We start from the raw sequence: 20,986 nt of genomic DNA, 5'->3' as shown, positions 1-20,986 counted from the left end.
CGAATAAAGTGCCATAATGATGCAGTTGGCAATAAAGTGGCATCGATAGCATAACTTTTCTATTTTCGAATGACGCAGCACGGTGATACAATGCGGGCATCGGCAATTGCTATTGGCCAACGCGATGCTGACAAATCCGACAAATATCAAAAATCAAAGGGAGGTTAACACACGATGAAAAAATGGGTGTCCGCGAGCATCGTTCTATGTCTCGTCATTATGGTAGGGGCAGGCTGTTCATCAGGCAAAACCGTCGAGCCGGCCTCGACTTCCGCAGCAGTATCGGCAAAGCCGGGCGCAACGCCGGGAGAGCAAAAGATTGAGAAGGTGTATGTGTACGCAAACGGCGGCAATTTATCGTCGGTAACTGACAGCAGCAAGCCGGAAGCAGTCGAGGAAGTGCGCAAGGCGATCATGGACAAAATCGGTATTGAGGTCATTCCAATTATCCCGCCGAAAGGCTCTGAGGATGACAAGTTGAACATTATGCTCGCTTCCAACGAGCCGCTGGACGTTTTCAACGGCAGTATGGTACTTCATCAGGCCAAAGGAGCGGCTATGCCGCTGAACGACCTGCTGGACAAATACGGGCAAAATAGCAAAAAGCTGTGGCCGGCTGAATGGATAGGCGGATGGGAAGCGCTTTCTACGAAGGACGGCCAAATATGGGGTCTGCCGATCAACGCACCGTCAGCTGGCAACACGGTACTGATCCGGGAAGATTGGATGAAGAAGCTGAATTTGAAAATGCCGGCGACGATGGACGAACTGGAAGCGATATTGAAGGAATTCAAGGAAAAAGACCCGGCAGGCGGCGGCAAAACGATCCCGCTGCTCACGAATTTAGAGGAACTGAACTATTCGCTTGCCGCTGGATTTATGGATGTTGGATACGGCAAATGGATTGATGCGGACGGCAAAGTGAAGCCGGAGGTGCTTAACCCGGGCTACAAAGATTTCGTGACGAAAATGGCCGACTGGTTCAAGAAAGGGTATATCTACAAAGAAGCATTCACGATCGACGCTGCCGAGCAGATCGAATTGATCAAGCAAAACCGCGTAGCGGTCGGGGCGCACTGGCATTCCCGCGAGCTTGGCAATCAATTTGCGCTGCAGGCGAACGTGCCGGAAGCGAAGTACATCGTCGCCGACCAGCTCCGGGGACCGAAAGGGCTGACGATGACGATGGGCGGGCCAGTCGGAAACGGCTGGATGATCAGCAAAAATTCGAAAAATCCGGAAGCGGCGATGAAATACATGAACTGGCTGCAAACGGATCTCGACAACTACATGCTGGCATACTTCGGCATCGAGGGGAAGAACTGGAAGTGGGTGGATAAAACCAATCACGTATACGAAAGACTGAATCGCGATTATCTCGGCGATCTTATCGCCGCCATGTCGTTCGCCTGGACGATCCAGTTCCGCGATGCGAGCCCGCAAAATGCACCTTCTTTCGAGTATTACAAAAACTTCCTGACCAATCCGAAAACGGCGAAAAAGATCGTCCTGTTTGATGAGGAGTACAAGTTTGACAGCAATGCGCTGGCGGAGAACATTCCGACACTTAATGACCTGAACCGGATGATCGAACAGGAGACGATTAAGTTCATCATGGGCGCAAGACTGATCAGCGAGTGGGACAGTTTCCTGCAAGAGTTGAACAAGGCAGGTATGGACAAATGGATTGCTGCTTATACAGCGGCATACAATGAGGTAAAGTAGCAGCACATAGGTGAGGAATAGCCAGGGAAGGGGTATTCCTCCTGAGTATCGTTATATAGGGAGGAAAACGAGATGCAGCTTAAACCTGTAACGGGAACGGATTTATTATGCTCAACCTTTTGTTTGGGAGGGGCGAGTCTTGGGAGTCGCTTGAATCTAGAAGAATCATTCCGTCTCATGGATGCATATGCAGAACGTGGTGGTAATTTTATAGATACAGCACAGGTTTATGCGAATTGGCTGCCAGCAATTGAAGCTAGCATCAGTGAAAAAACGATCGGTTTATGGATGAAAGCCAGAAAAAACCGCAATCAAATGCTGGTGTCCACTAAAGGGGGGCATCCGCTTTTGGAAAGCATGCAGTTGTCGAGAATGTCACAGAAGGATATTGCTCAGGATATAGAAGGCAGCTTGCGCCACCTGCAGGTCGATACTATTGATTTATATATCCTGCATCGTGATGATACAAATCGACCCGTCCAGGACATTCTCGAAACATTGAATGAGCAGGTAAAGGCCGGAAGGATCCGCTATTTTGGCTGCTCAAATTGGACTGTAGAGCGGATTATCGAAGCGCAGGATTATGCAAAAGCTGAGGGTATTCAAGGGTTTTCTGGTAATCAAATGATGTGGAGCTTAGCTGAAGCCGATCAAACGCAATTTAGCGATCCTACACTTATTGCTATGGATAATGATATGAAGCAATACCATATCGCTTCCGGGGTATCCGCATTTCCATACTCATCCCAAGCGCAAGGCCTATTTACTAAATGGGATTCAGGCGAATATTCCCTGGATGATAAAAGGATCAGCCCTATGTATAGCACGGCAGCCAACCGAGCGAGATTTGAAAGGGCTCAGGAGCTGGCATCGGAGCTATCGCTTACAATCACAGAAATAGTTCTTGGCTATTTAATCTCGCAGCCTTTTCATACTTTTCCGATTATTGGATGCAGGACACATGCTCAGTTGGAAGCTAGCTTGAAAGCTGAGTATCTGAAATTAACACAAGATCAGCTGGCATTTTTGGGATAAGTAAAGTGTAAATGTCCGAAGGTCAACTATTCACGCCTTAGGTTCAGAAAGGAGCGGCCAATGAACGCTCGAACGTTTACCTTGCTGCGGAAGAACAAACTGTATTACAGCCTGATCGTTCCCGGCGTCATTTATTTTCTTGTTTTTCATTATACGCCGATGTTCGGCCTGATTATCGCTTTCAAGGATGTCGCGCCGTTCGATGGGCTGCGGGAAATGCTGACCGCCGATTGGGTCGGACTGAAGCATTTTCACTACTTTTTCAATTCTTACTATTTTTGGGATGTAATAGGAAATACGCTGCTAATCAGCTTATATCGGCTGCTGTTCGGGTTTCCCGCACCAATCTTGCTCGCGTTGATGCTTAATGAAGTCGGCAGCATGGCATTTAAACGTTCTGTGCAAACGATTTCATATTTGCCTCACTTTCTCTCGATGGTTGTGGTTGCCGGTCTATTGACGACGCTGCTGACGACGGATGGCGGGTTAGGCAACGAGATCGTCAAGCTGTTCGGTTTTGAACCGGTTTCGTTTCTGACTGACCAGCGTTATTTCCGCTCCATCATGGTCGCCTCCGGCATCTGGAAGGAAGTCGGCTGGGGGATGATCATTTATTTGGCCGCTATCGCCGGTATAGATATGCAGCAATACGAAGCTGCACGCATCGACGGTGCGGGGCGCATGAGGCAAATATGGCATATTACTTTGCCCGGCATGCGTCATATTATCGTCATCTTGTTCATTTTACAAATCGGGGGCGTGATGGAAGCCGGATTCGAGCAAATTTTCCTGCTTTATTCTCCGCCGGTCTATGACGTTGCCGATATTATCGATACGTACGTGTACCGGAAGGGGCTCGTCGAAGTGCAATATTCGTTCGGTGTGGCGGTCGGACTGTTCAAATCGGCTATTGCGGTCGTATTAATAACGGGCACGAACTGGCTTGCCAAAAAAATTGGTCAGGAAGGGATATGGTAGGAAGATGAAGAAGACGATAGCCCGAATGGAGCGAACGATGGGAGAAACCGCATTCCAGGTAGGGAATTATTCCTTTCTGACCTTAATGATGCTGCTTTTCGTCCTGCCCTTTCTCGTTGTGCTGTCGACATCCCTTGTCAGTGAAGCGGAGCTGTTGCGCAGAAGCAGCTTTATCTTGATCCCGGAAAAGCTGGACTTCGGCGCGTACCGCGTCTTGCTCTCGCAAGGTTCAATTCTGTATAACGCTTATGGCGTCACGATCGCTAGAGTGGTGATCGGCACAACGCTCAATCTTATTTTCACGTCGATGATGGCTTACGGGCTGTCGCGCAGACAGCTGCCGGGCCGCAGCGCGATCATGATGTTTGTCTTCGTCACGATGGTGTTTAACGGCGGACTTGTACCGAACTATTTGTTGATGAAATATTTGCATTTGACGAATACGTTTTGGGTGCTCGTGTTGCCCGGGCTGATCAGCGCCTGGAATATGATCGTCATGAGAAGTTTCTTCTCTCAGCTGCCGGAAAATCTTGAGGAGTCGGCGACAATCGATGGCGCTTCGCCGCTTCGCATTTTGACCCGTGTCGTATTCCCGCTAAGCCTGCCTACTTTCGCCACGATCGGTCTGTTCTACGGGGTGGCGCATTGGAACGCCTGGTTCGACGCGGTCATTTACATCAATGACGTGAATAAGTTTCCGGTGCAGGTGCTGATGCGCAAGATTGTACTGACGATGACGAGTCAGGATTTGAATGCGGAGCTGATGGGCGCCTTGACGGCGAAGCCAACGCCGCAAAGCTTGAAGGGGGCGATGATCATTGTAACGACGGTGCCGATCGTTTGCGTGTATCCGTTTCTGCAGAAGCATTTTGTCAAAGGCGTGCTGACGGGTTCGATAAAAGGCTAGTTCTATAAGGAGGATGAGTACGGATGATGGACATACGAGACAAAGTGGAAACTTATTTGAAGGGGCCGATCGCATCGGTCAGCACCCCGTTCGACCGGGGAGGCAATATCGACTACAAGGCGCTGCGGAATGTCGTCGACTTTATCGTGGAGACAGCGGACAGCGGCACGATTCTGCTCACGTACGGAGATAGCCTGTACAGCATCTTGACGGACGCCGAAATCGCCGAAGTGACTCGCGTCGTTGTGGAGCAGAACGCCGGGCGCAAGCTGGTGGTCGCCACAGGGAATTGGTGGACGGGCGAATCGATCCGTTTTGCCGGCTACTGCAAAGACATCGGTGTCGATGTGTACATGCCGCTTGCGCCCCATTGGGCCGGCTCCAGTACGGCGCAGACACTGGTCGATCATTTCACCCGGATAAGCGATGTAATGCCGGTGATGGTTGTGACAGCGCTCGCTCCAGGCGTCGGGGTTCCGCTTGCGGCGATCAAGACGCTGGTGGAGGGCAATAACGGCATCGTCGCTGTCAAAGACGACATCGTAGGAGCGTATGGCCGCAGGCTGGCGCATATGGTGGAAGGGCGCTGGACGTTCCTGTCTGGCGGGAGGAAAGAAAATCATTTGGACGCGCTGCCTTACGGCGCTAAGGCCTATTTGTCCATGTACATGCGCTTCAAGCCGGATATCGCGCATCAGTATTGGGCGGCGGTGCAGGCGAACGATATCCGCGAAGCGGTGCGTATCGTGAATGTGTATGATATTTCATTTATGGATACGGTTGCGGAGCTGGGCTCCGACTTCGACGCGGTTATCCACGGGGCGATGGAGCTGTTCGGCGTGGCCGAACGGTGGCGCCGGCCGCCGTATGATAACTTGACGGACGATCAGATGGAGAAGCTGAAGCTTTTTTTTGATAAGATGCGTTGAATACGAAAGACCCGGATGTAACGCCGGGTCTAATCGAGGAGGATATTTTCTATGCAATCACACATGATTCATTCCACAGTCGCCGAACTGCTCTACGAAGACAGCAACTATAATGTCGGTCCCGTCATCATCTTGCCGGACGGCAGCTTGTTCACGATCATGGGGGCGACCAAGAAGTCGCTCCATTCGCTCGACCGCACTGTCAGCTCGCATTATGTGTTCGGAAGGCAATCGTTTGATCGAGGCCGGACGTGGACGGACCCGGAAACGATTGTCTCTTTTCCCCGCCAGCCGGGTTGGATAAGCGGGGTACATCTGCTGCAAAGCCGTGATGGTTTTGTACACGTATTCTCTATTCGCATCACGACCTACAGCTGGGAGAATAACGATTTCCAAGGAGACATTCTGCATACGCGCATGGATGATATTCACGGCACGAATGCGGTCACGCAGAAGGTGATGTGTCTGGATCGATATACCGGCGCGATCAACAGTGTGTTGCAGACGTCCGGCGGGCGCATCGTCGTGCCGTTCTCGACGATCGTACAGAGTGGAGACGGCGGAAGCTTATGCTTCGTCTGCAGCACGATTTTTTCCGACGACGAAGGGATGACGTGGCAAGTCTCCAACGATTTAAGTGTGTCCGACGGTGAGACGCTTGTGGAATCCGGCGCGATGGAGCCGATCATCTGCGAACTTGACAATGGGAGCATGCTCATGCTGATCCGCACAACGCTCGGTCACTTCTATTATGCACTCTCCGCGGATGGCGGGGCTTCGTGGGGGGAAGTGAAACGGACGGGATTCCGTTCCTCCAATTCACCGAGCTCACTCGTGCGGCTGGATAACGGGAACCTTGTGAAAATATGGAACCATTGCGCAGGTTATCCGTCTCACGATGGCATCAGCTACGCCCGTCAAGCGATGCATGCGGCCATTTCCGAAGATGGCGGCGCCACTTGGAACGGTTATCGCGAAATTGTTCATAGGCGGACGGACGACCCTGCCGATACACACATTACGTATCCGTTCCCGACAGCACTTGGCGGCGATGATGTGCTGGTGAAATATTTTACCGTGCAGAGCAAGGACGGCGAGGCTTGGATTGAGCCGCATGCCAAAATTGTGCAGTTCTCTGCAGCGTTTCTGAAAGAGCGCGCGATGACGGAGCGGTTTGCCCATGGCCTTGCCGCCTGGACGATAGGAGGCAGCGGTGTATCGCTTAGCGAGGAGGATGGCAAGCCGGTCATGTGTCTGGCAGCGGAACCGGGCAGCGAACCGGGTAGCGAACCAGGCAGCGAACCAGGCAGTGAAACGGCGGTAGCCAGTCTCAACTTCCCTTACGGCAGCGCAGGAAGTCTGCGGATCGCTATGAAGGCGGCAGCGGACTTGGCCGGTGCCAAGCTGATCCTGAGCGAGCTCTATATCGATCCGGTGCATTATACGAGCAGAGACGAGGCTGTACGGCAAATTGCGGAGAAGGTGCTGCAGCCGTGCGTAGTCATTGATTTGGCGGGCAGCGCCGATCGGTGGGAGGAGCTGCTCGTCACATGGGATGTGGCGCAGCAGGTTGTGCATGTGGCGGCGGCTGGAGGTGCTGGGAGTAAGACCGTAGCGATCCGGGGAGAAGCCGGCGGCTACAGCTATGCCACACTATGTGTCGAGTCCGCGAACGGGAAACGTGAGCAGCTATCGATTGCGATGGTGGAGGCAGAGTCGCATCGCGGTGGCGTTTCCGGCATTGATATGTAATTCGGGTGCAATATATAAAATATTGGGAGGAATTTGGAATGAATAATGCACGAATTAAGCTCTGTTTATTTTTGGTTTTCATGGCGCTATTTGCAGTTTCCGTACCCGTCCATGCCGCCAATCCTGCAGTTAACGGTGCGTTTCCCATCGGAATACACTTTAATCCCTCGTCTTGGGAGACGACTAATGCCAAGTATGCGGAAATCGCTGATATGAATGCCAATTTTATCCTAGGTACGAACTTTGTCGATACGTTCGATGAAACGGACAAGGCGCTTAATTACGCGGCTGCCAATGGATTAAAGATGATTGTGGACGACGGAAGGATGAATTTTAACAGCCGGGAGCATGTGACGCAGCTGGAGACTGGGAGGGTCGTGCAGCTTACCAGTACCAGCCCAGTAGGCCAAACATTCTATTCGGGGGACTGGAACGGGCACAGTACGTTCTCGATACGCCTGGATGAGTCGAGCTTGTCGACCACTGCGTCGATTTCGGTTGTCGTTTACCCTTCTCCAGCCCGAGGTCCCATTGCTTTGAAAAGAACGTTGACAGGTCCGTTCACTTCGCAAGACCTTACGTTTGATATTTATGCCGGGGGTGTGTATAACTACCAATATTATTACGAGCTCACCACCGACAGCACCGAACCGATCGGGATTTTAGCGAGTAACGCGGATGCGTATACAAGGGGGCAGGCTTATGTAAATAGCGTCGCTCAGCCGTTCGACCTGATGTTTGACGCCGAGTTTTCCAGCCCTGCTTATTGGGATGGGGAACGGCCTTTAGATGCGACAATCGATGAAATCGCCAATCATTACAAAAACAACCCAGCTGTTCTGGGTTACAATATTATTGATGAACCGTCGGCTACCATGTATGCCCAGATTAAAGAAACATCGGACCGGTTGAAGTTGACCGACCCCGATTCTATTAACTTCGTCAACCTGTTCCCGAACTATGCGGACCCCCATTATCAGTTAGGGATGATGTGGTATCATACTGGCGAGAATGTATCCTCCAGTATGACATTAGGCCAAACCTTCAAGACAAGACCGAGTGAGACGTATATTGACTACATCAGTCTGTATTTGGACCACACTACCTGGAGTACGGATGAAAATTTGACATTATCGTTGTGGGATTCTCCGGCTAAACAAACGCTGCTTGCCGATACGACGATTGGTGGTGCTGACGGAGAGACTTGGATTTCTATTCCGCTAAATGCCACAGTCAGTCCTGATACGACATATTATTGGGAGCTGACACACAATGGCGGCGGAGATAATAAGGTGGAAAATGTTATTCGTTCGGCGAACGGACACGATTGGTTTTCTGATGGAACTGGCTATATGAACGGTGCTGCAATCGATGCGGACTTTTACTACGCCGTTAACCAGTCCATTATTGGAAGAGCGTATGAAGACTATGTCAACCAGTACGTAGCGCTGAATCCGGACGTGGTTGCTTTCGATCACTATCCGTTCCAGTACAATGGCCAGAACAACCAGGCTTACTTCGAAAACCTGGAAATCATCCGCCGGCAAGCGTTATTAGGCGATGTCAACTTCTGGTCGTACATCCAGTCGGTCAGCATCACTAACAGTCTGCGGCTGCCAACGGAAAGCGAGATGAAGTATCAGGTTTACACGAATCTCGCTTATGGAGCGAAGGGGATCATTTACTTCACCTATGAGACGCCTCCTTTTTCCGGGTTCAACAACGGGTTGATTTTACCTGGAGGAGCGAAAAACGTTTCGTATACATGGGCGAAAAATCTAAATGCAGAAGTATTGAATCTTGGATCAGCGCTTCTATCGCTTACATCCAAGGATGTGTATCACACCGGAGATTTGCCGTCTAATACCAAAGAGCTGCCTTCCTCCTATTTCTGGCAGCCATCGGGTTCTGGTCCGGAAATGCCGATGATTGTTTCTCGCTTCGAGAATGAAGACGGCAGAGAATACGTGATGGTTGTCAATAAAGATATGCAGAATTCCCATTCCCAGAGCTTTGCCCTCTCAACATTGCCGGATTCTGTCAAGGAAGTATCGAAAACGACAGGGTTGGAAACAACTACAGCTTATAATGCGGGGACAGGGGTTTTATCGGCTGATTTTGCACCAGGAGAAGGCAGGCTCTATGTGCTGGATGAGGAAGCTCCTGCGTCAGCTGAGCTGAAGACGACGATAACTGGCGTTAGCCCTGTCCAGGCAGGCAATAAATTCACGGTTAAAGTTGGACTCAGCGGTGTTACCGGGAGTGTATATGCGCAAGATATCAAGCTGGATTATGATCCTGCTGTGATGGAATTTGTATCGGCCAAATCCCTCAAGCCAGGGATAAAAGTAGTTCGTACCATTAAGGAGCCCGTTGGAAAGCTGCGTTTGCTTATAGCTAGTGAAGGTGCTGGTCATGGTATAACAGGTACTGAGGAAATAGTCGAGCTTACCTTTAAGGCCAAGGCAGCGACCCAGCCAGCTTCAGGCGTAATCTCGATTTCAAGTGCCACGCTGGGGGATGCCGGAGGCAATGAGAGCGAAGCGGCATCGTCTTCCCTCAGTGTGCTTGTTACAACAGGAGGCTCGGGAAATATTCCTGGAGACATCAACCATGATGGCAAAGTGAGCGTGGGTGATCTGTCGATCGTAGCCGCTAACTATGGTAAAAATAGCAGCAGCCCGGATTGGGAGCAAGTGAAGCAGGCCGATCTGAATAAGGATGGGAAAATTGATATTGAGGATCTGGCGGCCGTTGCCAGGCGAATTGCAGAGTAATGGAAGTAGAGAAGTAGAAAAGCAGATCAAGACTAACTGATACTCGTAAAGGAAGGATGGCCGTATGCATCGTAAAATAATTCTTTTTATAGTTATGCTCGCGTTGGGTGTGCCTGTTCCTTTGCTTGTCCCTGCAACTGCGAATGCAAATATAAGTGGAAGCACTAATGCGAGTGTGAGTACGAATGTCAGTGCAAATGCGGAAGTGGCTCCATCGTTTGAATGGACGGCAGGTAAACCGGCAGATGGCAAGGTCATCCTTACTATGAGGGGAAAGAGTATCAAAGATTTATACGCCTTTGAAGCAGGGTTTACCTTTGATCCTGGCTATCTGGAGCTGGTGGAAGCCAAGGCGAGTATGGAGGGCTTCTCTGTATCACCCATTGTCAATCAAAATGAGATCACCTTCGCTCACACCAAAATCGGCAATGTGAATGGTGAAAGTGGAGATATGATCATCGGCACCCTGACCTTCAAGCTCAAAAAGCAGGGGAATTCCACGGTGAGATGGGAATCGATAAAGGCGCTTGACCACAATTTATCCAATCAAATGTACACAATAGGAAAAAGCGTCACAGTGGATGCCAAGCTTCTTCCCCGAAAAGTCTTCCTGGATCTAGAAGGCCATTGGGCAAAGGATGATATCGAGCTGCTTGCATCGAAAGGCATTATTGAAGGTATGGATGAGGAGCATTTTGTGCCGGAAGCTCGTATAACCAGAGCTCAATTCGCTGCATTAATAGCGAGGGCGCTGGATCTGAAAGCAGGAGGCACAGCCAGAAGTCCTTTTACGGATGTGGCACAAGGCTCCTGGTATGAGGATGCAGTAAACAGCGCCTATTCCGCAGGAATTATTCAGGGGAAGACAAATATCAGCTTCGCCCCGGCGGCTCCTATTACACGGGAAGAAATGGCAGTAATGCTCATGAGAGCGAAACTTCACGCCTCGGGCGCTACCTCTGCCTCTGCCTCTGCCTCTGCCTCTGTATCTGTATCTGTAGAGAAGCTGCCGACGACAATTGTGCTGGAATTCCATGACATTGGCTCCATAAGCGATTGGGCGATGAAGGATGTTGATCTGGCAGTTCGTTTAGGGATTATGAACGGTAGAGCAGACGCCAGTTTTGTACCTCAAGGTCTAGCAACCAGGGCGGAAGCTGCTGTTGTGCTTAAGAGATTATTAATGGTATTAAATTAAAACTTATATAAAAATATAAAAAAATGGGCTCAACCTATAAACAGTACTTGACAGTCAAGCTAACCTTCGATGGCGGTTAAATTCTACGAAAATGCCAGGTTCATAGCGGCCCGGTACTTGTCATAACTATTTTCATATCGGCGAGGGTAACATGTTCGCTAATGGTCACCGCAGTCACCGCAGTCCGTTAGAAGCGGAAATGCAGCGAAATGAGATTGTAACGGTCACGGATGCCCCTTACAGGCTGAAAAGGGGGCGATTGTGGGGAAAACCGCCTTCTAATGGTCGCGGATGTCCATTACAATCGTGAATATGTAAAAATCAGCCTCTAAAGGTCAGCGGTGACCGTTAGAGACAGGTCCTTTCCGTATCTGGAAGATATCTTCCGTCGTTGTGATATACGGATTCTGCAACGGTCTATTCCTCTTTTGTTGTTGGGTAGGACTTTCAACCGTACAGGATTGGCAGATGTTTTTCCAGTTTTAGCTATCCATTCATTTGTCAGGAACTAATTATGGTGTTGAGCCAAAAAATGGAATAAAATAAAAAATCAAGATTATAGGGCAGCTTCCTTTAGGGAAACTGCTCTATTTTCATTGCTGCGCCCGATTGCAGAGGGCCTCTTCAGTTTTACCTTCACATTATTGTCGCCCAAAAGACATCAAATTGGCGTTGACAGCAAGAAATTGCTGTTTCCTCGGATACGGTCGTAGGCTATAATAGGAACACAATTATGTCAGCGGTTACACGGCCGGGTGATTTTGTTTAGAAGGGATGGATAACTATTCTAAAATGGCTGCTTTCCGCAAGAAAAAGGCATTTCTATATTAAGCTGTTCACGTATACTCTGCTTGTAGCTTTGCTGCCGATTCTGATCATCAGCACCTTGCTGTATCGGAACACGACTTCGATCATGCAGGATGAGCTGCGCAAATCTAATGAAATTTACCTCACGCAGACCATTGAAAATATGGAAATGATCATCAACCAAATCGGGACGGTTTTTCAGCAGACGGTTTTAAATGGGGCGATTAAGGATTTTGAGCAATTTCCGCGCGGCAGCTACTACGAAACGCTGGAAGGGCCGTATAGCGATACGGATCTTCGTGATCTATACACGTATATGTTCAGTAAATCGAATGTTCAATGGTACTTGCAAATTTTAAAGAAGTCAAACGAGTTCATACACTCGGTTTATTTCTACGACAAGGCCAAACACATATATTTAACTGATGAAACCCAATACTCCATGGATAACTTTTTCGATGATACCTGGAGCCTGTCCACGTCCGGTATTCATTCCTACCCGCTGATCAATGAGCTCAGGGATGCCAGGCAGAGGGATGGTACGATCAAACAGGTCATTCCAGTCGTTTATATGTCTCCGGTTCTGGGGAACTACATTGTTATTAATCTGGATGCGGAAAAGGTATACAGCACGATTTTTGCCAAGTATATCAGGGGCGACAACTATGCTTTCTTTGTGCGATCGAACAGTGGAAAGCTGATGTTCTATGATCGCCAGTATCCCGTCAATGAAGCGATGATTAATGATCCGGAATTTCAAGTGCACATTGCTGACTTACAGCAGAACTCATTTGAAGCCGAGATTTTGGGCAAACAAAGACTGATTACGAATGCGACCTCTGAGCTGCTGGGATGGACGTTTATTAGCGCTACAGCGGTAGATCAGATTTATGAAAGTGTAAACAATATCAAGAATTTGATTCTTCTTTCCTCTCTATTGCTCATTGCCGCAACCGGAGTGCTTGTTTTTCTAACATCCCGGCATATTTACTATCCTATCCAGCATTTATTATCGTTCATTAAAAATAAAGAGATAGCAATCAAGGATTCAAATCCGGGTCAAAAAACAATCGGTGAATTTAAAATTATTCGCAACAGCCTGGAGGAGGCCTACGAGAACCAGACCAAGCTGCAGATCCGGCTTAAGGAAAGTCTGCCTGCCAATCAGAAAATGTTTATTCATTCGCTGCTTCGCCCCAATCACTTTACCCATGAGGAAATGGTTGAGAGGCTTCGTTATCTGGAAATCCCCATCGCCCAGGAAGAGCTGGCGCTTATGGTCGTAACTGTGCAAACGGACGGCAGCGGAGAGATCGATGTTGAGCTGTCGAAAATGAATAAGCTGCATATCGAGGATATGCTGGAGGGCATCATCCCGAAGGAGCGCAGCCGTATTGTGATGGAGCTGATCGAAGATCAGTTTGTCGTCATTATGAACATTGAGGCTACGCATATGACGGAAATATTCGAGCTGGCCGACCGGATTGTACTTGATACCCAGCAGCTTCCCGGGATACATTGTACGATCGGCATCGGAAATCACTGCACGGCGATCGGAGATTTACAGCGGGCTTATGAAGAAGCCAAGGAAGCCCAGCGCTACCGCATGCTTTCCGGGAACAGCGATATCATCTATATCCGGGACGTCACACTGGACCAAATTGCGCTTCTGGATTATCCGAAGGACAAGGAGATCGCCCTTAACAACTATTTGATTAATGGGGAAACAGAGCTGGCGCAGGGCATGTTCGGCGAATTTGTGAAGCATCTGCAGAAGCAAAATACGAAGGTGGATTTTCGCCAGATGCAGCAGGCTTTTATTCGTTTGCTTGGCAGCTTGCTGGAAACATCGAGTGCGCTGAAGCTGGACATCGAAAAAACCTGGTACCGCAAAGAAAATTTGTTTGAAGTGCTGCTGCAAAAAAATGAGCTGGGAGACATCAAAGCCTGGTTCGAGGGCATCATTGACGATTTTACCGCCTATGTGGGCCGGGCCTATACCGAGAAAAACAACAAGTATGTTACGCAAGCGATCCGGCTGCTGGAAGTGGAGTTTAGCCGCAATATTTCACTTACGTCGATTGCCGATCAGCTGCAGCTCAGTCCGTCTTATTTCAGCCGCATCTTTAAGGAATATACCGGACAATCGTTCTCCGAATATGTAACAGCATTAAGGATTGAGCATGGCAAAAAGCTGCTTGTCGATTCCGACATGCGGATTATGGACATCGGCGAAAGGATCGGTTATCACAAAACAAATTACTTCAGTAAAGTATTTAAGGAAAGTACAGGATTAACGCCTGGGGAATATAGGAAAATGCACGGGATTCAGCAAACACCTTCAGAATAGACCAAATAAGGCTAAGGCGAAAAATATGCGGATGACAAGAAAATAGCTGCAAGCACATAACTTTGGCGTATCCATGGCAGCCATTGCGGGGCTATAATACGGTCATCCATCCACACAAAATGTCGGCCGACGTGCATGCAGATGGTGGAAGCGCTTTATCCATCAGGCTTCAATTATTTTCAATTATTAGGGAAATCAATTATGGAGGGTGAAACATGGGGAAGAAAAAATGGCTTATCATGACAGCTTTATTATGTACATTCGCGCTTGCCGCAGGGGGCTGTTCTTCCAAAAAAACGAATGATGCCGCAGAAAAAAGCCCAGCTGCAGCGGCTGCTGAAAGTCCGGCCGGTGGCGAAGCTGCCAAAAAGATTGAGAAGGTGTATGTGTACGCGAACCTGGGCAACCTTGGGGTTACTGCGGATGTCAGCAAGCCGGAGGCAATTGAAGAAGTGCGCCAGGCGATCATAGATAAAACGGGCATAGAGGTCAATGCAATTATTCCGCCAAAGGGCTCGGAGGAAGATAAATTAAACATTCTGCTCGCATCCAATGAAAAGCTGGACATCTTCAAGGGCTCCATGGCCCTTCATCAGTCCAATGGAGCTGTGATGCCGCTTAATGATTTGCTGGATCAATACGGAGCCGACAGCAAGAAGCTGTGGCCTGCGGATTGGACCGGCGGGTGGGAAGCCCTATCGACTAACGATGGGAAAATATGGGGCTTGCCTGAAATTCCGCCCATGTCGGGTACCGCTGTTTTTCTCCGCGAGGATTGGATGAAACAATTAAATTTGCCGATGCCGACTACAATGGATGAATTAGAGAACGTGTTCAAGACATTCAAAGAGAAGGATCCTGCTGGCAACGGCCAGACGATTGCACTGATGACCTCCTATGCAGATTTGAATAACTCTCTTGCTGCGGGCTTTATGGATGTCGGGTATGGCAAATGGGTCGATGCTGACGGCAAAGTGCAGCTTCCTGTCGTCCATCCGGGGTATAAAGAGTTTGTAGCGAAAATGGCTGATTGGTTTAAAAAGGGCTACATCTATAAGGAATCCTTCTCGATGAAGTGGGAGCAGCAGATAGAACTGATTAAACAAAATCGGGTGGCGGGTGCAGCCTTATGGAATTCAGCGCCGCTTGGCAATCAATCTGTCCTGCAGGAAACCGTTCCTGAAGCTAACTATATAGTGGCTGACCAGCTTCAAGGACCTAAGGGAAATACGATGACAATGAACGGCAATTTCACCAGCGGTTATATGATCAGCAAGAATGCGCAAAACCCGGAAGGCGCTATGAAATATATGAACTGGCTGCAGTCCGATCTTGAGAATTATATGCTCGCATTCTTCGGTATTGAAGGCAAGCACTGGAAATGGGTAGATAAGGAAAACAAGGTGTATGAGAAGCTGAATAAGGATTATGTCGGAGAATTAGTGACCGCCGGTTCGTTTGCCTACACGGTCCAGTTCAGGGATGTCGCCCCCTCAGGCGCACCGCTATTCAGTTTTTACAAAGACTATTTGACGAATCCGAAGTATTCCAAAAAAATCGGGCTGTTCGATGTTGAGCATAAGTTTGATGCCAAGGTCATTGCGGAGAAGGTTCCGATGCTGGGTGATATCACTCGGATGATCGAAGAACAAACGATTAAGTTTATTATGGGTGCCAGACCGATGTCCGAATACGACAGCTTTCTGCAGGAGCTGAATAAGGCTGGAATGGACAGATGGGTCGAGGTTTATACAGAGGAATACAACAAAATAAAATCTGCCAAGTAGGATATGACCAGCATATGACAGGCTGCCTTTGCTTCGCTGCGGGTTCATGGGAGTCCGGGTCCGCGCAGCGAAGCTGACCGGCAGCTTCAATTATGTCCTTATGAGGAGAGGCTAGATGGAAAGGAGCGACCAGTGAAAACACATCCTGCCTTAAGTTTAATGAAGAAAAACAAGCTGTACTATGCTTTAATTGCACCGGGCATTATATACTTCCTTATCTTTCACTACACACCGATGTATGGGCTGATTATAGCTTTTAAAGATATTGCGCCGTTCGACGGAGTAGAAGGCATTTTTACTGCGGAATGGGTCGGCCTGAAGCATTTCAAGAGCTTTATTGATTCCTATTATTTCTGGAACATTACCGGGAATACGCTGCTTATTAGTTTTTACAGGCTTATTTTTGGCTTTCCCGCCCCGATCCTGCTAGCTTTGCTGCTGAACGAAATTGGCAGCATCGTGTTTAAGCGGACGATCCAAACGATTTCTTACTTACCGCATTTTCTGTCTATGGTGGTGGTTGCCGGACTAGCGTCCACGCTGCTTACTACGGACGGCGGATTCATCAACGGCATGCTGCTGAAGCTCGGCATGGAGTCGGTTCCGTTCCTGTCCAGCACCGATTATTTCCGGCCGATGCTCGTTATTTCCGGCATCTGGAAAGAGGTCGGCTGGGGCATGATTATTTATCTGGCCGCCATTGCCGGCATTGATCCCCAGCAATATGAAGCCGCCCGCATGGATGGGGCTGGCAAGCTTCGTCAGGTTTGGCATATTACACTGCCAGGCATGAGGCACATTATCGTCATTATGTTCATTTTGTCGATCGGCGGCATCATGGATGCCGGCTTCGAGCAAATTTTTCTGCTGTATTCGCCTCCGGTTTATGAAGTGTCAGATATTATCGATACTTACGTGTATCGCAAAGGGCTTGTTGAAGTGCAATATTCCTTCGCCGCTGCGGTCGGGCTGTTCAAATCGGTCATTGCTTTTGCGCTAATCCTGAGTGCGAATTATGTGGCCAAAAAATTCGACCAGGAAGGGATTTGGTAGGAAGGTGATGAGCATGGTTCGCACGAATTCTAAAATAGGGGAAACCATATTTCAAATATGTAATTATGTTCTTTTGATCCTGCTGGCCTTGTTGTTTATTTTGCCTTTTCTAGCGGTTCTCTCCACATCGCTGGTCAGTGAGGCAGAGTTGATTCGAAGAGGCAGCTTTATTCTTGTGCCGGAAGCTATCGATTTTACGGCTTATCGTGTGCTGCTTTCGCAAGGTTCGACGCTGTATCATGCGTACGGGATTACGATCGCAAGGGTCGTTGTGGGCACGCTGTTAAACCTGGTGTTTACGGCCATGCTGGCTTACGGCTTATCCCGCAAAAATTTGCCCGGCAGAAATGCGCTGATTATGTTCGTATTCTTAACGATGCTGTTTAGCGGCGGGTTAATTCCGAATTATTTATTAATGAAATACTTGCATTTGACGAATACGTTCTGGGTTATGATTTTGCCGGGGTTAATCAGTGCCTGGAATATGCTTATTATGAAAAGCTTTTTTGCCCAGCTTCCAGAGAACCTGGAGGAGTCCGCTACCATTGACGGCGCATCTCCCCTACGAATTTTAACGAAGCTTGTATTTCCGCTCAGCTTGCCGACTTTTGCCACGATTGGCCTTTTCTATGCAGTGGCGCACTGGAATGCCTGGTTTGATGCCGTTATTTATATAACGGACGTGAACAAATTTCCGGTCCAGGTACTGATGAGGAATATTGTGTTTTCGATGACCAATCAGGATTTGAATGCGAACATGATGGCCGATTTGTCGGTAAAGCCGACGGCGCAAAGCTTGAAGGGCGCCATGATTATCGTGACAACGCTGCCCATTATTTGCGTCTATCCGTTCTTGCAGAAGCATTTCGTTAAGGGAGTTTTAACAGGTTCACTGAAGGGTTGAGGCCAAATATAAGAATGATGAGGAGAATGTGCCTGCTATGTCGAAAGCAATTAAAGCATTTAAAGCTTTGGAGAAGCTTGCAAATGGAGAACATGCATTGACCGTCTGTATCGGAGATTCGATTACAGAGCAAAACTATCATCTTCATGGAAGATTGAATTATGTAGGACAGCTTACCGAAAGGCTGATGGAGGTTTACTACCGCAAATCGCGTGTGATCAATGCCGGAACAAGCAGCGATACAACGTGGGGTGTGTTAGAGCGGCTGGAGCGGGATGCGCTGCGCTTTCAGCCCGACCTGGTCATCGTGATGCTCGGCATCAACGATTCTATGCAGGGGGAGGAGCGTATACCTGAGTTCAAAAGCAACCTCGAGTCCATCATCAGGAACATCAAGGAATCAGGCAGTGACGTACTGCTGCTCACACAAAACATGCTTGATTTCAACATTAACGAAGCCGCTGTTGTGATGAGGGCAAGCTACCCGGTCTATATCCATGCTTTGCGCGAGGTGGCAGCTGCTGAAGAAGCTCCTTTGTGCGATATTTATCAGAAGTGGGGCGAATATGTAGGCGGAAATAGCAATATGCACCTTATGCTGATGAACGACAGTATTCATCCGAATGAACGTGGTCATGCTTTGATGGTTCAAGCCGTGTACGACTATTTGGGAATCCCGGAATTGGTGGTGCCGCACAATGAGCGATTCAAAAATTAATGCGGAGGCGAATACCCCAATGTCCCCAATGTCCTCAATACCACTAATTTCACCTATAAATTCCACTGTGGCGCAATTTTTGTATGAGGATAGCGGTCTTAATCTGGGTCCGGTTATTCGCTTGCAGGACGGCAGCTTGTTCACTGTAGTGTGTTTGACGAAAAAAAATATGGAGCATCTGGATCAGGCTATTTGCTCCCATTATGTGCTCGGAAGGCAATCGTTCGACAACGGCGCAACGTGGAGCCATCCGCATATGTTCATCGCATTTCCGCAGCAAACGGGGTATATAAGCGGACAGCATTATTTACAAAGTAAAGCCGGTGTGATGCATGTTTTTTCCTATCGCATTCAAGTGCTGAGCGAAGCAGCGAATGAGTATATTGGCGATATTCTGCATACCCGCGCGGACGATATTCACGGTACGAATGCCGTTACACAAAAGGTAACCTGCCTGGACCGTTATACGGGTGGGCTTAACAGCTTGCTGCAATTGGCAAACGGCAGAATTGTCGTACCTTTTTCAACGATTCCCCGGGGGAAATCCAAGGAAGGATCCTGCTTCGTCTGCAGCACCATTTATTCCGACGATGAAGGGCTCACCTGGAATGCTTCTAACGATGTAGAAATTTCTGACGACAATGCACATGTGGAATCAGGGGCCATGGAGCCAATTGTGCTGGAGTTGGATGATACTCACATGCTTATGATGATGCGCACCACGCTAGGTCGTTTCTATTATGCCATTTCTGCTGATGGTGGTGCATCCTGGAGCAAAGCGCGGCCGAGCTCGTTCCGTTCCTCGAACGCTCCCACTTCTCTAGTCAGGCTGGCTAACGGAGATATTGTAAAAATATGGAATCACTGCCTCGGATACAGGTACATTGAAGGCATTAGCTATGCAAGACAGACGCTGCATGCTGCCATTTCAGAGGATGGGGGTATGACCTGGAGCGGCTATCGCGAAATCATCCGGAGAAGACAGGACGATCATCCGAAGGTGCTGAACTGCTATGCGTTTCCAATTGTTTTGGAGGGCGACGAGCTGCTGATGAAATACTTTAGTGTCGATAGCATTGAAGGCTCGAACTTCAATGATCCGAATGCCAAGCTGGTGCGGTTTCCCACGGCATTTCTTAAGGAACGTACGCTTGCCGAGACCTTCCAGAATGGGATGCAAGCCTGGAATACGGATGGCATTCATACCACGCTTGAAAAGTATCAGCCAGATTCCTCAGCTTTGGAGGAGAATATGCTGCTCCTGTCGGCGGGCGAAGGTGAAACTGCAGTTGCCGGATTAAATTTTCCTTACGGCCGTGCAGGCAGTTTGAAGATCAGGCTGAGGGCGGACTCCGGGAAAGAATTGAGGGGGGCAGCTCTGATTTTAAGCGAGCCCTATGTGGATGAGATTCATTTTACCAGCAAGGATGAGGCTATAAAGAACATAAAAGAAATCGTATTAAAAGATTGCGTGGTTTTGGACATTAATGGGGTCTCTAACGAATGGGAGGAGCGGGAAATCTCCTGGGATATGGACAAAAGGGAGCTGCATACGACAATTAATGGGATTAAGGATCAGACGATTGCGATCACGGGAAATATTGGCGGCTTCAGCTACATGACGCTTTGTCTCGAAGGAGCAGAAGGGGACATACAGCGTCTGTCGATCGCGGAGGTGGCGGCAGAGTCGCATTGCCCTGGTCATTCGAATTTTGAATTAACTGTCTAGCAAAACAACTTTAACAGCGGCTTAATAATCTATATTCTCATCGTCTCATAATAAAAGCTTGTGCATATTTTTATCTATTTCTGATAAGAGTATGCACTTTTTTGTACAACTCTGACAAATGGAATGCACGCAAGTCTTGAACATGTACCTCAAAGGAGCTGAATAATCCACAGGATCTCAGAAGATAATAATGTAGAGGAAAGCATGTAGAGGAAAAATTAATTTAAGGAGAATCGGATATGATCTACCTATATATTATCGCAGCTGTTATGTTAATTATTAGCTTGATCTTATCATTTCTTTTTGCAAGAAGGCAGCAAAATCATGAGATAGATAA

General features: G+C 48.6%; 14 protein-coding genes. All 14 read left to right on the top strand.

The features are described from left to right. The first annotated feature begins 174 nt into the window (after nt 1–174). Nucleotides 175–1,725 (top strand): extracellular solute-binding protein, encoded by a 1,551-nt coding sequence (locus J2Z66_RS32720; protein WP_209976976.1) that lies wholly within the window; start codon nt 175–177, stop codon nt 1,723–1,725. A gap of 72 nt (nt 1,726–1,797) precedes the next feature. Further along, a complete protein-coding gene (locus J2Z66_RS32715; RefSeq protein ID WP_209976975.1) occupies nt 1,798–2,760 on the top strand; it encodes an aldo/keto reductase in 963 nt (320 codons plus the stop codon). Nucleotides 2,761–2,820: 60 nt separating this feature from the next. Further along, complete coding sequence (locus tag J2Z66_RS32710; protein WP_209976974.1) at nt 2,821–3,738, top strand: ABC transporter permease; 918 nt, start codon at nt 2,821–2,823, stop codon at nt 3,736–3,738. A 4-nt stretch (nt 3,739–3,742) separates the two neighbouring features. Next, nucleotides 3,743–4,645, top strand: a complete 903-nt coding sequence (locus tag J2Z66_RS32705; RefSeq protein ID WP_245376009.1) for a carbohydrate ABC transporter permease — start codon at nt 3,743–3,745, stop codon at nt 4,643–4,645. A gap of 23 nt (nt 4,646–4,668) precedes the next feature. Beyond that, nucleotides 4,669–5,574 carry a dihydrodipicolinate synthase family protein gene (locus J2Z66_RS32700; RefSeq protein ID WP_209976973.1) on the top strand — a complete coding sequence of 302 codons (906 nt, stop codon included), beginning with the start codon at nt 4,669–4,671 and terminating at the stop codon, nt 5,572–5,574. 51 nt (nt 5,575–5,625) lie between these two features. Beyond that, the gene (locus J2Z66_RS32695) at nt 5,626–7,326 is read left to right on the top strand and encodes a sialidase family protein (protein ID WP_209976972.1); all 1,701 of its coding nucleotides are present in this window, start codon (nt 5,626–5,628) and stop codon (nt 7,324–7,326) included. A 38-nt stretch (nt 7,327–7,364) separates the two neighbouring features. Beyond that, on the top strand, nt 7,365–10,103 hold the full coding sequence (locus tag J2Z66_RS32690; RefSeq protein WP_245376008.1) for a cohesin domain-containing protein: 2,739 nt from the start codon (nt 7,365–7,367) through the stop codon (nt 10,101–10,103). Nucleotides 10,104–10,167: 64 nt separating this feature from the next. Continuing rightward, nucleotides 10,168–11,301: an S-layer homology domain-containing protein gene (locus J2Z66_RS32685; RefSeq protein WP_209976971.1), complete on the top strand. Its 1,134-nt coding sequence runs from the start codon at nt 10,168–10,170 to the stop codon at nt 11,299–11,301. 859 nt (nt 11,302–12,160) lie between these two features. Further along, the gene (locus tag J2Z66_RS32680) at nt 12,161–14,458 is read left to right on the top strand and encodes a helix-turn-helix domain-containing protein (protein ID WP_209976970.1); all 2,298 of its coding nucleotides are present in this window, start codon (nt 12,161–12,163) and stop codon (nt 14,456–14,458) included. 215 nt (nt 14,459–14,673) lie between these two features. Continuing rightward, a complete protein-coding gene (locus J2Z66_RS32675) occupies nt 14,674–16,245 on the top strand; it encodes an extracellular solute-binding protein (RefSeq protein WP_209976969.1) in 1,572 nt (523 codons plus the stop codon). A gap of 132 nt (nt 16,246–16,377) precedes the next feature. After that, on the top strand, nt 16,378–17,298 hold the full coding sequence (locus J2Z66_RS32670) for an ABC transporter permease (protein WP_312894887.1): 921 nt from the start codon (nt 16,378–16,380) through the stop codon (nt 17,296–17,298). A 13-nt stretch (nt 17,299–17,311) separates the two neighbouring features. Continuing rightward, on the top strand, nt 17,312–18,202 hold the full coding sequence (locus J2Z66_RS32665; RefSeq protein WP_245376007.1) for a carbohydrate ABC transporter permease: 891 nt from the start codon (nt 17,312–17,314) through the stop codon (nt 18,200–18,202). 37 nt (nt 18,203–18,239) lie between these two features. After that, on the top strand, nt 18,240–18,920 hold the full coding sequence (locus tag J2Z66_RS32660; protein ID WP_209976967.1) for an SGNH/GDSL hydrolase family protein: 681 nt from the start codon (nt 18,240–18,242) through the stop codon (nt 18,918–18,920). Then, nucleotides 18,901–20,649 carry a sialidase family protein gene (locus tag J2Z66_RS32655; protein ID WP_209976966.1) on the top strand — a complete coding sequence of 583 codons (1,749 nt, stop codon included), beginning with the start codon at nt 18,901–18,903 and terminating at the stop codon, nt 20,647–20,649. The genes J2Z66_RS32660 and J2Z66_RS32655 overlap by 20 nt, the downstream gene beginning before the upstream one ends. The last annotated feature ends 337 nt before the right edge of the window (nt 20,650–20,986 follow it).

Source organism: Paenibacillus eucommiae, assembly GCF_017874215.1.
GTDB lineage: Bacteria > Bacillota > Bacilli > Paenibacillales > NBRC-103111 > Paenibacillus_AI > Paenibacillus_AI eucommiae.
Note: the sequence above shows the minus strand (reverse complement) of the source record. Positions and strands in the feature narration are given on the sequence as shown.

Excerpts from the sequence above, each read along its gene's own strand:
- J2Z66_RS32660 (WP_209976967.1), top strand. The coding sequence starts at position 18,240 with ATGTCGAAAGCAATTAAAGCATTTAAAGCTTTGGAGAAGCTTGCAAAT.
- J2Z66_RS32665 (WP_245376007.1), top strand. The coding sequence starts at position 17,312 with ATGGTTCGCACGAATTCTAAAATAGGGGAAACCATATTTCAAATATGT.
- J2Z66_RS32685 (WP_209976971.1), top strand. The coding sequence starts at position 10,168 with ATGCATCGTAAAATAATTCTTTTTATAGTTATGCTCGCGTTGGGTGTG.
- J2Z66_RS32675 (WP_209976969.1), top strand. The coding sequence starts at position 14,674 with ATGGGGAAGAAAAAATGGCTTATCATGACAGCTTTATTATGTACATTC.
- J2Z66_RS32710 (WP_209976974.1), top strand. The coding sequence starts at position 2,821 with ATGAACGCTCGAACGTTTACCTTGCTGCGGAAGAACAAACTGTATTAC.
- J2Z66_RS32720 (WP_209976976.1), top strand. The coding sequence starts at position 175 with ATGAAAAAATGGGTGTCCGCGAGCATCGTTCTATGTCTCGTCATTATG.
- J2Z66_RS32690 (WP_245376008.1), top strand. The coding sequence starts at position 7,365 with ATGAATAATGCACGAATTAAGCTCTGTTTATTTTTGGTTTTCATGGCG.
- J2Z66_RS32705 (WP_245376009.1), top strand. The coding sequence starts at position 3,743 with ATGAAGAAGACGATAGCCCGAATGGAGCGAACGATGGGAGAAACCGCA.
- J2Z66_RS32655 (WP_209976966.1), top strand. The coding sequence starts at position 18,901 with ATGAGCGATTCAAAAATTAATGCGGAGGCGAATACCCCAATGTCCCCA.
- J2Z66_RS32715 (WP_209976975.1), top strand. The coding sequence starts at position 1,798 with ATGCAGCTTAAACCTGTAACGGGAACGGATTTATTATGCTCAACCTTT.
- J2Z66_RS32700 (WP_209976973.1), top strand. The coding sequence starts at position 4,669 with ATGATGGACATACGAGACAAAGTGGAAACTTATTTGAAGGGGCCGATC.
- J2Z66_RS32695 (WP_209976972.1), top strand. The coding sequence starts at position 5,626 with ATGCAATCACACATGATTCATTCCACAGTCGCCGAACTGCTCTACGAA.